This is a genomic window from Burkholderia sp. MSMB617WGS, from assembly GCF_001532025.2.
GTDB lineage: Bacteria > Pseudomonadota > Gammaproteobacteria > Burkholderiales > Burkholderiaceae > Burkholderia > Burkholderia savannae.
The window spans coordinates 146235-161009 of sequence record NZ_CP013458.1; the positions used below are offsets into that span (position 1 = coordinate 146235).

The 14775-nt window shown below is 63.5% G+C and carries 8 protein-coding genes; 5 read left to right on the forward strand and 3 right to left on the reverse strand.

Going from position 1 to position 14775, the window contains the following annotated elements:
• Positions 1-10: 10 nt before the first annotated feature.
• The 5 genes from tssM (at position 11) to WT60_RS20745 (ending at position 11339) form a co-directional block, all read left to right on the forward strand.
• Positions 11-3919, forward strand: coding sequence for a type VI secretion system membrane subunit TssM (gene tssM, locus WT60_RS20725; protein WP_060356171.1), 3909 nt, complete (start codon positions 11-13; stop codon positions 3917-3919).
• Between the two features lie 166 nt (positions 3920-4085).
• Positions 4086-4661 carry a hypothetical protein gene (locus WT60_RS20730; RefSeq protein ID WP_038745871.1) on the forward strand — a complete coding sequence of 192 codons (576 nt, stop codon included), beginning with the start codon at positions 4086-4088 and terminating at the stop codon, positions 4659-4661.
• A gap of 100 nt (positions 4662-4761) precedes the next feature.
• Positions 4762-7527, forward strand: coding sequence for a type VI secretion system tip protein TssI/VgrG (tssI, locus tag WT60_RS20735; RefSeq protein ID WP_038745873.1), 2766 nt, complete (start codon positions 4762-4764; stop codon positions 7525-7527).
• Between the two features lie 79 nt (positions 7528-7606).
• The gene (locus tag WT60_RS20740) at positions 7607-7876 is read left to right on the forward strand and encodes a PAAR domain-containing protein (RefSeq protein WP_038745875.1); all 270 of its coding nucleotides are present in this window, start codon (positions 7607-7609) and stop codon (positions 7874-7876) included.
• A 13-nt stretch (positions 7877-7889) separates the two neighbouring features.
• A complete protein-coding gene (locus WT60_RS20745) occupies positions 7890-11339 on the forward strand; it encodes an RHS repeat-associated core domain-containing protein (RefSeq protein WP_060356170.1) in 3450 nt (1149 codons plus the stop codon).
• Here WT60_RS20745 and WT60_RS20750 read toward each other — a convergent pair.
• The 3 genes from WT60_RS20750 to WT60_RS20760 all read right to left on the reverse strand — a co-directional run bounded on the left by WT60_RS20750 (position 11232) and on the right by WT60_RS20760 (position 14774).
• Positions 11232-12599 (reverse strand): GlcNAc-transferase family protein, encoded by a 1368-nt coding sequence (locus WT60_RS20750; RefSeq protein ID WP_038745878.1) that lies wholly within the window; start codon positions 12597-12599, stop codon positions 11232-11234. The genes WT60_RS20745 and WT60_RS20750 overlap by 108 nt on opposite strands.
• A gap of 26 nt (positions 12600-12625) precedes the next feature.
• Positions 12626-13642 (reverse strand): fimbrial protein, encoded by a 1017-nt coding sequence (locus tag WT60_RS20755; RefSeq protein ID WP_060356169.1) that lies wholly within the window; start codon positions 13640-13642, stop codon positions 12626-12628.
• A 61-nt stretch (positions 13643-13703) separates the two neighbouring features.
• Complete coding sequence (locus WT60_RS20760) at positions 13704-14774, reverse strand: type VI secretion system ImpA family N-terminal domain-containing protein (protein ID WP_038745882.1); 1071 nt, start codon at positions 14772-14774, stop codon at positions 13704-13706.
• Between the last annotated feature and the right edge of the window lies 1 nt (position 14775).

Below are 14775 nucleotides of genomic sequence, written 5' to 3' on the forward strand. Positions count from 1 at the left end.
GGAGTCCGGCATGTCTTACCTGAAACGTTTTTTTAAGTTCGTCTTTTCGTGGCAGATGCTCGCGTGCATCGCGGTGCTGTTCGTCTCCGCCGCCGTATGGTTCGTCGGCCCTTTGCTCGCGTTCGACGAGTTGCGCCCCCTTGCGGGCGTCGTGGTGCGCGTCGCCGTCATCGTCCTGCTGGCGGCGCTCCTGGCGTTCCGGCTGATGCGGTGGCCGCTCAGCCCCGTCGGCGTCGCCGCGGTGTGCCTGTTGATCTGGCAGGCCGGGCCGCTCTTCGCGTTCGGCGATCGTCACCCGTTCGCCCCGGTATGGGTGCGCGTGCTGATCGTCGCCGTGATTCTTTTCTGTTACGCCGCGTATGGCCTCTACCGCCTGTGGCTGGCGGTGCGGACGAACGACGCGTTGCTCAAGCGCATTCTCGATCCGGCGGCGGGCAAGGCCGACACGGCGGGGCGAGCGGAAATCCGTGCCGTGAACGTGGCGGTGTCGAAGGCGATGGGTCAGTTGAAGCGCCTGCGCGGCGGCGCGCTCGGCTGGCGGCGCTTGCTCGAAAGCGGGCGCTATCTGTATGAATTGCCGTGGTACATGGTGGTCGGCGCGCCGGGTGCGGGCAAGACCGCGGCGATCGCGCGTTCCGGTCTGAAATTTCCGCTCGCGGATCAAATGGAGGCGTCGTCAGAACGCGCGCGCGGCGGCACCGTCAATTGCGAATGGTGGTTCGCCAACGAGGCCGTGCTGATCGACACGGCGGGCCGTTACGTCCGGCACGACGTGCCCGGCGACGAGCAGGCGACGGCCGCCAACGAAGCAGAGTGGAAGAGCTTTCTCGGTTTGCTTCGCAAACATCGGCCGCGTGCGCCCGTCAACGGCGTGGTCCTGTCGGTCAGCGTCGAGGATCTCGTCGCACGGACGCAGGCCGAGCGCACCGCGCATGCGGCCGCGCTGCGCACCCGCCTCGGCGAGTTGCATCAGGAACTGGGCATTCGCTTTCCCGTATACGTGATCGTCACGAAGCTCGATTTGCTGCCGGGCTTTCCCGAGTATTTCCAGTCGTTGACGGCCGAGGGGCGAACGCAGATCTGGGGGTTCACGCTGCCCTATGACGCGGACAGCGGGAAGAGCGCGACCGGCGTTCTGCGCGAGCATTGCGTCGATGAAATGAAACGACTGGAGAGGCGTATCGACGCCGGGCTGAATAACCGGCTGCTCGAGGAATACGAAAACGATCGCCGCAAGAGGCTGTATGCGTTGCCGCAGGAATTCAGGAGCTTGTCGGCGGCGTTGACGGAAATGCTCGGCCTCGTGTTTCTCGATTCGCGTTACGACGACGCCCAGTTGCAGAATACGCTGCGCGGCGTCTATTTCACGAGCGCCGAGCAGACGGACCAGGTGGTGGCCGCCGATCGCGAAACCATCCTGCAGCGCTTGAAGCGCCAGCTCGGCAGAATGCTCGGCGGCGACGCAGGCGGGCAGGCCCGCGGCCATGGAGCGACGACCGGCAGCCGCAGCTACTTTCTGCGCGATGTGTTCCAGCACGTGATCGTGCCGGAGGCGCATCTGGTTCGGCCGAACGTAACGTGGGAGGTGCGCTTTCGCCTGATGCGCTGGGCGGGACATTTGCTCGCCGTGGCGCTGTTCGTTTGGCTGGCGAGTTCGCTTGCGGTGAGCTTCGACAACAATCGCGGTTATCTCGACGCGATTTCGGAGAAGACGACCGCCCTCGCCGCACGAGTCGACGCCTACAACAAGGTGCCGAAGCCGGCAGCGGTTGCGGGGGTGCTGGACGGTTCCCGCGATCTTCCGCGATACCGGGATCTCGATCTCGATGCGCCCGGCGCGGGTTTCCGCTACGGCCTGTACGTCGCGCCCGGCATCGTCGACGCGTCCGACGCGACCTATCGGAGCCTGTTGCGCCGGATTCTCCTGCCGCAGATCGTGCGGCGCGTCGAGAATGTGCTGAGTGCGCAGATCGATGCGAAGAATGCGGACGAGGTCTATCGCACGCTGACGATCTACTTGATGCTCGACGACGCCGCGCGCCATGACGCGAAGGCGGTGAAGGATTGGGTCATGCGCGACTGGGAGCGGTCGGACAGCGCGGCCGAGATGGGCGGACGCAATTTGATGGCGCGGCACCTGGATGCGCTGTTCGTCGACGGCAAGCCGTTCGAGCCGAGCGGACGCCAGAACGCGGCGCTCGTTCAGCGCGCCCGGCTTTTTCTCAACGCGAATCCGGCGCCGAGGCGGCTATACGAGCGCGCGATGGCCGCGATCGAGAACGAGGCGCCGGAGAACTTCACGCTCGCGCGCGCGGTCGGGCTTCAGGGTGCGGGGATCTTCAGGCTCGTCGACGGCTCGCGATTCCAGCGTGGCGTGCCCGGCTTGTACACGTACGATGGCTACCATCAGGTGTTCAGCGCCCGGCTGCCCGAATTTCTCGCCCAAGCGCAAAGCGACGATGCATGGGTGATGGAGAGCGCCGGCTCCGCCGCGCGGTGGGACGACGCGATCCGCAACGCGAAGGTCGTCGCAGGGCGGTCGTCGCTGGCCGACGACATTCGCCGCCAGTACCTGACGGATTACGGCAACTATTGGCAGCAGTATCTGGCGGACATTCGGCCCGCGTCGTTCGGCGAAGACGGCGCGGGCGGCACGCTCGCATTCGATTTGGCGACGCTGCGCGCGCTCGCCGCGCCCGATTCGCCGCTCGTGAGACTGGCGCGCGCCGTCGTTCGCGAAACATCGTTGTCGGTCGTCGATGCACGGGAAGATGCGTCGCTGGCCGACACGGCGCTTTCGGCCCTCGGGCGACGATCCGGCGCGGCGAAGGAAGTTGCCGACGGCGCGCGGAAACTCGCGGCGCGGCGGCCGGAACAGCGCCTCGAGAAGGAACTGGTGGACAACCGCTTCGCGGCGCTGCGCGAGGTGGTGACGGGGCAGGCGGATACGGGAAGCGGCCCGACCATGACGGACGCGCCGATTTCGCCGGGCGGCAAGGCGCTGCAGCTCGACGCAATCCTCACGCTGATCAACGAACAGTACACGCGCCTCGTCGTGGCCGACAACGCGCTCTCCTCGCAGAGCATGCCGCCCGCGCTGGACATCGGCACCACGTTGCAAATGGAGGCGGAGAAGCTGCCCGCGCCGCTGCGAACGGTGCTGGGCGGCATCGCGGCGCAAGCGGCCGACAAAGTCGGGCGCGAAGCGGGTTCGCTGCTCGCGATGCAGGTGGATTCGAGCGTCGGCAAGGCGTGCCGCGCCACCGTCGAAGGCAAGTATCCGTTCGCGCGGAGCAATCAGGAAGTCGACATCGAGGATTTCAACCGCCTCTTCGCCGCGGGCGGCCTGTTCGACGAGTTTTTTCAGAAGGCGCTTGCGGCGCACGTCGACACCAACTCCAAGCCGTGGCGCTATAAGGCGCTGAATCCCGGCATGCCGCCGATTCGGGGGCCGAGCCTCGAGCCGTTTGAGCGTGCCGCCGCGATTCGCGACGTGTTCTTTCGCGAACAAGGCGCAAAGCGGATGGCGTGGAAGATGGACGCGAAGGTGGCGTCGATCGACCCCGAGATCACAGAGCTGATCGTCGACGTCGACGGCCAGTCGCAGCGCTATGTGCACGGTCCGGTCCTGCCGTTCTCGGTGGGCTGGCCCGGCCCGCGCGGCGGCGCGATTGCGGAAATCACCGCGAAGCCGCGGATTCGGCCCGATACGTCGACGATCGCAACGACGGGGCCCTGGGCGCTGTTTCGCCTGATCGAGCGCGGACGGTTGACGGGTACCACATCGGCGAGCCGGTTGATGCTGGATTTTGATTTCGACGGCCGGCGCGCGGCCCTCGAACTCAGAACGAACGCTCAGATGAATCCGTTGACGAGCGGCTTGCTGACGAATTTCCGCTGCCCGGGGAGCATCAGTTGAGCCGATGCGGCGCGAAGCGCGCCATCGGCCGCGCGTGCGTGGGCGGTGCGCATCGTCGCGGAGCCGCGATGCCGAGCGCGCGGGGTGGCCGGCGGCGCGAAAGCGGGATGCACGGAGCATTCCGCTGTGAAGCAGAGCAGGGTTTTCATGACGTTTGCACACATTCATGAACATACGAAACGCCGACATCTACACCTACACGTTTGACAAGCTCCCGAGCCGCCACGAATTCTCCACGCAGGCGCTCGAGCGGGCAATCGCGTCGAACTGCACGACACTGCGCACGCGAATTCGCGAGTATCGCGAGATCGTCGCGTTTCGTCGGCAGCCCCATTCGAGAAAGCTTGCGCGAGCGTTATGGATCGCCGCGTGGCGCATGCCGGACGTCGACGGCGAAATGGTGGCCGCGTTGAGCAGCTGCGGCAACCTCGCGACGATCGCCGGCGTCCTTGGCGAATGGCTCGGCGCCCACGCGACGCCCGTCGGGCGGGTGGCCGCGATCGATCCGCCCGGAGCGGGTGACGAGATACCCGGGCCGCGGGCGGTCTACTGCATGCGATGCGTGGTCGAGTTCGGACGGAAGGTGGTCGACGCCCGCGTGTCGATCGATCTCGATCTGGCTGCGGACCATCTGGTCGACGCCGCGTTGAGCATCGGCGCGAATCTGCTCGTCGACGTGCTGCTCAGACGCGCTCGTGTGCGCATCAGACATCCGTCGAGCGTAGGCGGAATCGAATCTTGAACGGTGCATCGAATCGGTTCGGCAGCGGGCGACGCATCGGTGCGGACGCGCGCCTCGGTCCGGACATTTGTTTTTAGGTAAGTGGGAGCTAGAAGACTGCATGTCAAACCATCTTTCGAAGGGACGGACGAATCAGAACCGCACGGTGATGATCCGCAGCGGCGCGATGCCGCGGCTGCTCGGTCAGCCGGCGCTCGAGTTCCTGTCGTTGCGCGGTGAAGAGCACCTCGGAAAGCTCTACACGTACGAACTGCTCCTGCGAACGCCTGACGATTTCCACGTTCCGCTGGCCACGAGCGCGAATCTCGACCTGAAGGCGATGATCGGCACGGAGATGACCGTCGGCATTCAGCTCGACGGAATCGGAACGGGCGCGCAAGGGGGCGTTGGCGCGGGAGCGCGCGAAATCAGCGGTCTCGTGGTCAAGGCGGGCTTCCTTCGCGGCGAAGGGCGCTACAACGTCTATCGTATCGAGCTGCGGCCCTGGCTGTGGCTCGCGACGTTGACGAGCGACTACAAGATTTTTCAGGACAAGAGCGCCGTCGAGATCATCGACATGGTCTTGCACGACTACCCTTACCCGGTCGAGAAGCGGCTCGACATCGACAAGTATTCGGTGGCGGGCGAGAGCGCCCGAAACGAGCCGCGTGCGTTCCAGGTGCAATACGGTGAAACCGATTTCGACTTCATCCAGCGATTGATGGAGGAGTGGGGGATCTATTGGTTCTTCGAGCATTCGGACAACAAGCATCGCCTCGTCTTGTGCGATCACATCGGCGGGCATCGCAAAGCGCCGAGCGAGGCCTATCACGAGATCGCGCATCATCCCGAAGGCGGGAAGATCGACATCGAGTACATCAACTATTTTTCGACGGACGAAGCGTTGCGGCCGGGCCGCGTCGTGATCGACGACTTCGATTTCACGCGTCCGCTCGCGAGCCTCGTGACGTCCAATCACCAGCCGCGGGAAACGAACTGGGGGGAAGGCGAGCTGTTCGAATGGCCGGGCGACTACACCGATAGCAAACATGGTGACCTCATTAGCCGCGTGCGCATGGAGGAGCGCCGCGCTACCGGGTCGCGCGCATACGGCCGGGGCAATGTGCGCGGTCTCGCATGCGGCCATACGTTCGTGTTGTCGAAGCACAAGCACGACGACGCGAACCGCGAGTATCTCGTCATCGAATCGGCATTGATGTTGACCGAGGTTGCGGACGAAACGGGCAGCGGTTACCGCTACGAATGCGACAACGAATTGGTCGTGCAGCCGTCGAACGAGGTGTTTCGGATGCCGCGCGAAACGCCGAAGCCGACGACGAGCGGGCCGCAGTCCGCGATCGTGGTCGGACCGCCCGGCCATGAGCTATGGACCGACGAATTCGGCCGCGTGAAGATCCGATTTCTGTGGGATCGCTACGCACGCAACGACGCAACGGATTCCTGCTGGGTGCGCGTGAGTCAGGCGTGGGCGGGCGTGAATTTCGGCGGCATCTACATTCCGCGGATCGGTCAGGAAGTGATCGTCGGATTCATGAACGGCGATCCTGACCGGCCGCTGATTCTCGGCAGTCTCTACAACACCATTACGCCGCCGCCTTGGGATCTGCCCGGCGACGCGACGAAGAGCGGGTTCAAGAGCAAGTCGATCACGGGTGGCCGCGAGAACTACAACGGCATCCGTTTCGAGGACAAGCTGGGCGCCGAGGAATTCCACATGCAGGCGGAAAAGGACATGAACCGCCTGACGAAGAATGACGAGTCGCACACGATCGGCAAGAATTTTTCGATCGGCGTCGGGCTGACCCATACGCGAGCGGTGGGCGCCATGTTCAGCAGCATCGTCGGCGGAGCCGCGAGCTACGCGGTGGGCGGCGCGGAATCGACGATGATCGGCGGTGCGTATGCGTTGAACGTCGGTGGGGCGCATGCTGTCGCGGTGGGCGGCGCATCGTCCGTTTCCGTTGGGGGCGCATACGCGCGTAACGTCGGCGGTGCGTATGCGCTGACAGTCGGCGGCGTGTTGTCGATCGTCTGCGGCGCGTCTTCGCTCACCATGACGGCCGATGGCACCATCAAGCTCGTCGGCACGAAGATTCGCATCATCGGTAGCGATGAAGTCGTCGTGCAAGGCGCGCCGCTGCAACTGAATCCGGGCGATTCGGATTGCTGCGGCGGAGGCGGAGGAGGCGGTGGCGGCGGCGCGATTCCGCCGATTCCGGTGCCGTCGTTTTTCCTCGATATCACGAAGCCGATTCTTCCGCCGCCGCCACCGCCGCCGACGGAGGTGCCGCCGCCAAGCGAAGCGCCCCCGCCGACTGAAGAGCCGCCTCCGACCGAGGAACCGCCTCCGACCGAAGAGCCGCCTCCGACTGAGGAGCCGCCTCCGACTGAGGAGCCGCCTCCGACCGAGGAACCGCCTCCAACCGAAGAGCCGCCTCCGACCGAGGAACCGCCTCCAACTGAGGAACCGCCTCCGACCGAAGAGCCGCCTCCAACTGAGGAACCGCCTCCGACCGAAGAGCCGCCTCCGACCGAAGAGCCGCCTCCGACCGAGGAACCGCCTCCAACTGAGGAACCGCCTCCGACCGAAGAGCCGCCTCCAACTGAGGAACCGCCTCCGACCGAAGAGCCGCCTCCGACCGAGGAACCGCCTCCGACTGAGGAACCGCCTCCGACTGAAGAGCCGCCTCCAACCGAAGAGCCGCCTCCGACCGAGGAACCGCCTCCGACCGAAGAGCCGCCTCCGACCGAGGAGCCGCCTCCGACTGAGGAGCCGCCTCCGACCGAAGAGCCGCCTCCAACCGAGGAACCGCCTCCAACCGAAGAGCCGCCTCCGACCGAGGAACCGGGCGAGTCGTGGGCGTAATCGAGTTATGGCTGCGCTTCATGCAAGCGCAGCGCACGAATGCACTTGTCATTCTCATTCCTGCAGGAGATTTACGAATATGAGCAATCCAGCTGCCCGAGTAGGCGACGCGATCGGCCACGGCGGCGCGATCGTCACCGGCTCCGGCGACGTCTTCACGAACGGGATTTCGGCCGCGTACGTAGCGGGCAGCGTTGCCGTATGCGCGCTGCACGCGTCCGCGCAGGCGATTGCTGCGGGATCGGGAACGGTATTCATCAACAACCTGCCTGCGGCATTCGTCGCCAGCGTGACCTCATGTGGCGCGCCAGTCGTCTCGGGATCGGGCGACGTCTTTATCGGCTCGTGAAGGGGGCGCTGACATGAGTGGTATTGGAGGGTTGGCCGGCGTGCTGGCTGGTCTCGAAGGCAACTTGATGGAATCGGTGGGCGTCGCTCCGGCAATCGGTCGCTATCGGCATCAGCCGGGGAACTGGGGGGCGCGCCATGGCGTCGAGCGTGCGCTGTCCGGGCTGCTGTGCCGCTCCGTCGACATGAAGTCGGGCAACAAGGTTTGCCTCGCGGACGATGAAATCGACTTCACTTTGCCCGGCCGGTTGCCCATCTCATGGGCGCGCTTTTACTCGAGCGCACTGAAGGAATCGGGGCCGCTCGGTTGCGGCTGGCGCACCGGATGGGAGGTCACGCTGCGCCGAGACGGAGAGCGGCTGATCTATACCGACGATCAGGGCCGCATTTTGACGCTGCCGATGCCGCGCTGCGGCGCACAGATCATCGTGTCGTCCGAGCAACTGCACTTCGCGCATTTGTCCGATGGGCGAATGGTCGTTGCCGACCTCACGCCGCACTACCGCGTGTTCGGTGAATTCGACGAGGAGGGCGTCGCGCGGTTGAAGTACATGGAAAATCTTCGCAAGGAGCGGATCGGTTGCATCTGGGATACGCACGGCCGCCTGCAGCGCATGCGAGGTACATGCGGTCACGAACTGAAGATGCACTATGATCGCAACGGCTCCCGACTGACCGGCATCGAGTGTGTCGACGGAGGCCCGACCGGTTTTCTTGTCCGGTACGGCTACGACGACGATGGCCGCTTGACCAGCGTGCGTAATCGTATCGGCGACGTCGTGCGCCGCTTCGCATACGAGAACGATCGGATCGTCGAAGAGGTTGGCTCGCTCGGACAAACCACCCGTTATGCATGGCAGACGATCGACGGCACGCCACGAGTGGTCGAGCGAATGACATGCCGCGGCGCCCATGAGCGCTGCACATACAATTTCGACGAGCCTGACAGCCAGGCAACCGACGTGTTTGGTCACACGGCTCATTGGCAGTTCGGAGATCATGGGCTCGTGCTGGCATATGTCGATTTCGACGGCCGCCGCCATGCGTTCGGCTATGACGGCGCCGGGTGGCCGACCGAGCTTGAATTGCCGGGCGATCGTCGAGTTCGCATGACATTCGACAACCTCGGCCGCATCACGCGAGAAATCGATTCGCTCGATCGCGAGCGCTCGACGATCTATGCGTTCGCGACGCGCGAGCCGATCACGATTCGCACGAGTAATGGTCAGCTGTGGCTGTGGCGGTATGACGATCTGCTGCGCCCCGTTTATCGGCAATCACCGTCGCGAGGGGCCACGCAAATTGCTTACGCGGAGCACGAAGACGGCGAGATTCACACATATGCATCCGGGCAGCATGGCGCGGTCACCGTCGAATACGACCGATGGGCGTGCGTGATCCGCCAGGTTGAAGCGCACGGTGGCGCGACGATCTACCGCCGCGACGAAAATGGCCATGTCGTCGAAATCGTCGATCCGCTCGGTGGAACGACGAAGATCGAGCCCGACTTGCTCGGGCGTCCGCTGACCGTGACTTTGCCCGATGGCCGCTGCGAGCGCCTGGTCTGGAACGCAGGCGGGCAAGCGACCCTGTTGACGGGGCCCGACGGCCAGACCAGATATTGGCATCGCGACCAGCACGGCTGCGTTGTGCGCGCGACCGACGAGGAGGGGAACGTGACTGCACACGAATACGATGCGCACGGCCGCAGAATCCGGACCGTGAGCGGGAACGGCGCGGTGCAGATGCTGGCGTGGGACCCGATCGGCCGGTTGACGTCGATCATCGATGCGGATGGCGTAACACGCACGTTCGACTATACGATGGCCGGCTGCCTCCAGCAGATCACGACCAATGCCGGTTCGTCGACTCGTCTCGAATCGTTTGCACATGACTCGGCGGGTCGCCTGATCGGCCGCGAGACCGAGCATGCGCGCTATCGCTACGCTTATACCAGCAAGGGGTGGCTCGAGACCGTCGGCTGCCTGCCGACCGACGCGGGCGAAGCGATCGGCGTCGAGCCGGATACGATCCGTTTCGAATACGATCAGTCAGGACGACTGACGGCGGAGCACGGAGCGAGCGGTACGCTTCGCCATGAACGCGACGAGGCGGGCAGGCCCGGCGCCGTGATTCTGGCGCACGGGCATGTCGTGAAGCTCGAGCGCGACGATGCCGGGCGCGTCGTGTTGATTGGTTTGGCGAGCGGCAGCGAGAATCGCGGGATTGCCGCGTTACGTTATGACGAGCTGGGGAGACAAGTATTGCGTTCTCAGGGCGAGCTGTACTTGCGTTCGGTTTTCACGCCGACGTCCTCGCTCGAGCGCTGGTTCGCGATGACGGTTATCCGGACGCCCGACAACGAAATGCGGGCGGGCGAAGTCGAACGTTGGCGCGAATTCCGGTACAGCGTCGCCGGCAATCTCGTTCAGGCGGACGATCGCTTCGACGGACGGACGTACTACGATTATGACCGTCGCGGCTGCTTGCTCAGGTCGGTGTCGGACGAGCTCGGTATCGAATATTTTACGTGGGACGCAGCAGGGAATCTGCTCGAAACGCCGCGTGTCGGATGGGAGGCCGTCGTCTATCCCGATCACCGTCTGCGCGAATGCCGCGGCTATCGCTACGAATACGATGTGTGGGGCAACGTGACCGGCAAGCAGGGCGCGGCGGACGAGCAGTCATTCACGTGGGACGCCGACGGCAGGCTGATGGAAGTCCGTGGGCGGCAGGTGTGCGTGCGGTTGCGATATGACGCGCTGGGGCGCCGTGTCCGCAAGTGCGTCGAGCACTTGCGGACAGATCCGCTCCGCTCGGAGCCGCGTACGGTCGACACGCGTTATGTCTGGGAAGGCGAGCGCCTGTTGCAGGAATCGACGCAGGCAGCGGTCCGGACCTATCTGTATCAGCCGGCCGACGACGGCCTCGTCGGCTATGCGCCGCTGGCGTGCGCGGACCAGAAGCGCAACGAAGACGGCACGCTTGAACCGATGCGCGTGTACCACTATCAGACGGATTCTGCAGGTACCGCCGTTACGCTGACCGACGAAGCGGGCGTGCTCGCGTGGAGCGGCCGCTATAAGGCGTGGGGTACGTTGGCTCCGCCGACCGCGCTGCAGCCCCAGGTTCGCCAGCCGCTACGGTTCGCAGGACATTACGCGGATGACGAAATCGGTTTGCATCTGAACGGGACACGATACTACGATCCCGACGCCGGCCGCTATTTGAGCCCCGATCGTGCCGCGGAAGCTGGGACGAGCCCGTATCGTTACGTGTCCAATCCGCTGATCGCGTGCAATCCGACGGGGCGCGCGGTGCCGCTGACCCGCCCGCCGGCGGGTCGGCACACGGCGTCATGCTCGGATCGATCGCTTGATCCGTCGAAGCAACTGACCGGAGGCATCGAAGAAGTCGATCAAGTAATCCGCCGGGAGCCGATTCAGTTCGGTCGTGAATACTAGGTGCCGATCGAACCATTCATGCGATTGATGTCGGCGGAATTCGCCTGCATCAATCGTCTCGGTATGCAAGGGGAATTCGTCCGTATCGCGTGCGGATATTTCACAGCGATGGAGTCGTGGCAAGACGTCGCTGAACCGGCTTTGGTGCGCCCAAGTACGAATGTCGTGTGCCCGTTTGAGCGTCGCTTTCCATTCCTCCTCGGATGCGTAAGCGGTCGCGCCGTGCTCGGGTATGAGTCCATCGATGAGCGCTTGCTGAACGCCGCGATGCGCGAAGCTGACGCCGGCGTAAGCTTCGTAATCGCGGAGCGTGCGTGCCGTGCCGAAGTCGTACGGTTCGAATTCGATGCCGTTGCGCGGTGTGCCGTCGACGCCGAGTAGCGCGCGGGTGCGCGCGAGCGAGCGAAAATCCAGTTCCTCCCAGTTCTGCTTGACCGTTCCATTGGCCATGGTTTCGGCAGTATGGTCTTGCCAGAACCTTGGGCGTTCCTTGCGCGAGTACTCATGCCATGCGATCACGCGATGCGGATGATACAGGTCGTATCCATGCGTAAACGCGCGTGCCGCAATGGAGATTTCCTCGCCGAGGAAGAACAGGTGGGGATCGTGTTGCACCGCCGTCGAGAAATGCCCGTCGGCGAATGCGAAATGCGCGCTGTAGAAGCGCGCCGGAACGGGATGTCGCCTCTTCTCCCAGTTCGGAATGGCTTTCGAGCGAAACAACACGATGCCTTCCGGGGTGAAACGGTGCAAATACATGATCCGCGGCGCCTCGTGAGGGGTGACGACCGTTTCGCGCGGTTTGTCGGGCTGGTAACCCGGCAGATAGGCGGTGAGAACCGGCTTTCGGCTGAACGGACGGAGCGATTCGATCATCTCGATCACTTGGTCATCCCATCCGTCCACGAAACAATGATGCGAGTCCAGCTGCAGCGTGTAGCGCTCGTCGTTGTAATGTTGCTGAATCAGGTTGCGCGCCCAACAGGCGCCTTGTGATTCGTGGTGAGGTACGTCGATGAGTTCGATCGATGCGCCGGCATAAGTCAGTGTGTGGATCGGATATCGACCGCTCGTGTCGGTGCGCCATTGCGAAAAGCCGTGCGCAAAAAATTCTCCGACGGTTTCATGCAACGTGTATTGTCGGCACACGACGATACGCAATGCTTCCGGGCGAACCGCTCGTTCGATCAAATCGACCAGCGTCGGGATCAGTTGAGGATCTCGATAGCTCGCCATTTGGACAAAAATTGACTGGTCCATGGTGTCGTGTCTGCTTATTGCTGATGTCAGAGAATGGTGAGCGTGATAACGGAGGTTGCGTCGATCTTCCCCGCAGTGGGTGCTTGAGTACCGGTGCGCAGCACGGTCGCCTCGAGATCGAAACTGTGTTCCATTGGAGCATCGGGCTTGACTGGGAACCCGCTGTTGGGATCGTTCGGCTTCAGGATGTATTGGGTCGCCCTGTCGCGCAGACGGATTCCCAGGTGCTGCGCGCCCGTGTTCTGGATCAGGCTCGGGTCGTCGCTGTCCGGGGTCGCCTGCAATGTGGCGACGATCGACTCGGGAGGCGTCGGCCCGGAACAAAGCACTTTGAATTGCACCGGTTTCGTCGGGCCCTCCCCATCTTTGATGTCACGCGGGCCGAATTGGCCGAAGTCGACGTTGAGCGTCCTGCTGTCGACTTGGCAGCTAGGGAGCACCCGAAGGAATACGTTACGGCCCATGATGCTGATGACCGCTTGACCATCGTCGCCCGAGACGCGGCCGATATTCCCGCTGAGTTGAACTTCCGAGAAACTCGGAATATCGTTGCTCGTCTTGATCAGTTGAACTCGAAATATGGCTCCCGGCGGCATCGAGATATAGTTGTCCTTTACATCGCTCCAAGGGTTCTTATAGGGCAAATGCGATTCGGGCGGGCTGCCGACTACGCGAACTTGAGTGAGACGGAACCCGACTCCCGGAACATTGGTTTGAAAAACGTGATCCGCTATTTCCGTAGACGACGATGTCAGATCGAAGTTGATCGTGCCGGACGGTACCGTGCACCAGATGAACGCGAACGCGTTGTAGGATTCGCTCTTGCCTTCGGCGATGATCTCGCCGATCGCAAGATCGGGATCGACGTCGATAGTCGTTGAACCAAAGGAGACGTTGTACGTCGTGTGTTTTCTTGCGTCTCTTCCGTTGTTCTGGATGTCTTCGATATTTTTATCGCTGAGAACGCGGCAAGTTGCGAATGCCTCGGAAGAGGAGGCAAGAATCGTGACGAAGAGAAAAAGTGCCGAGAGTGATGTTTTCATGCAGTGAACGAGAACAAGCCTGGAAGAGGGGGAAGCAAAGCCGACAGGTCTGGCTGCCGACTTACACGTCGACCGCATCCCACCGCGCGAGCAGTTCGGCGGGAATCGCATTGGCGATTTCCGAAAAGCGCTTGCCGACCATCCGCTCCGACTGGCGCAGCAGCACGATCACCGGGCTGCTCGGCTCGTTCTGCTCGAACCAAAGGCGCGTCGCCTGAATGGCCGCCAGCGCGCCCCAGCGATCCATTGGCGGTTGCGGGCTTGCGATCGGCGATGCAGTGGGCGCTTGCGTGCCGGCATCGCCTGCCGGGCCGAACGTATCGGCGGCGCGCGAATGCGCGGCGTCGCCGTTCGCCGGCTTCGCATCGCCTTGCGGTTGAGCGGCGTTCGCCGAATACGGCGATTCCAGTTGCGCCTGTGCAAACGGATACAGCAGTTTCGCGATACCGGACAGGTCGGGCGCGTCCTCGCCGAGCGATTCACGGGTCGAGGCGCTCAAATCAGCCACGATGCGCTGGGCTTCGGCGAGCGCGACGATCGTCTTGTCGCGCCGGTTCCACCATTCCTTGAGTAGCCGGCTGGCCGATTCGGGCGCGAGTGCGTCTTTCACGCGCGTCACCGCGAGCGCCTTCTCGATGTCGCGCAGCTGCAACTGCAGGCCGCTTGCCTTGGGCAACTGAATTTCCCGGATATCCGCAAGCGTTGCATCGGGGTCAGCGAACGTTGCGATCGCATTCGCATAGACCACGGGATCGCGTTCGCCTTCGAAGAACGGGACAGGGTGTAGCGCTTCGCCGTAACGTGCGAGCATCTCGTTGAGTAGCGCGAGGCCGTCGCGCAGCCCCTCCGCGCCGCTCTGCCGGATTCTGCATCGCGTCAGGATCACGACGAGCCGAATGTCCTTCGTGCGCAGCAGCAGCGCGCGGCAATCGCGTTCGGCCTCCGCCCAGTTTGCGGGCTGAGGCGCTTCGACGAACTCGCCATATTGCGCGTCTTTCTTCGGTGCGATCGCGGATTGCAGCATCACGAACGCCGGATCGTATTCGAGGTCCGGCCCGCAGGGCGCGTCCTGCGAAACGGGCGCGAGAAGATCTGCGTAGCGCAGCGTTGCAGCGGATATGGTGGCATTCATC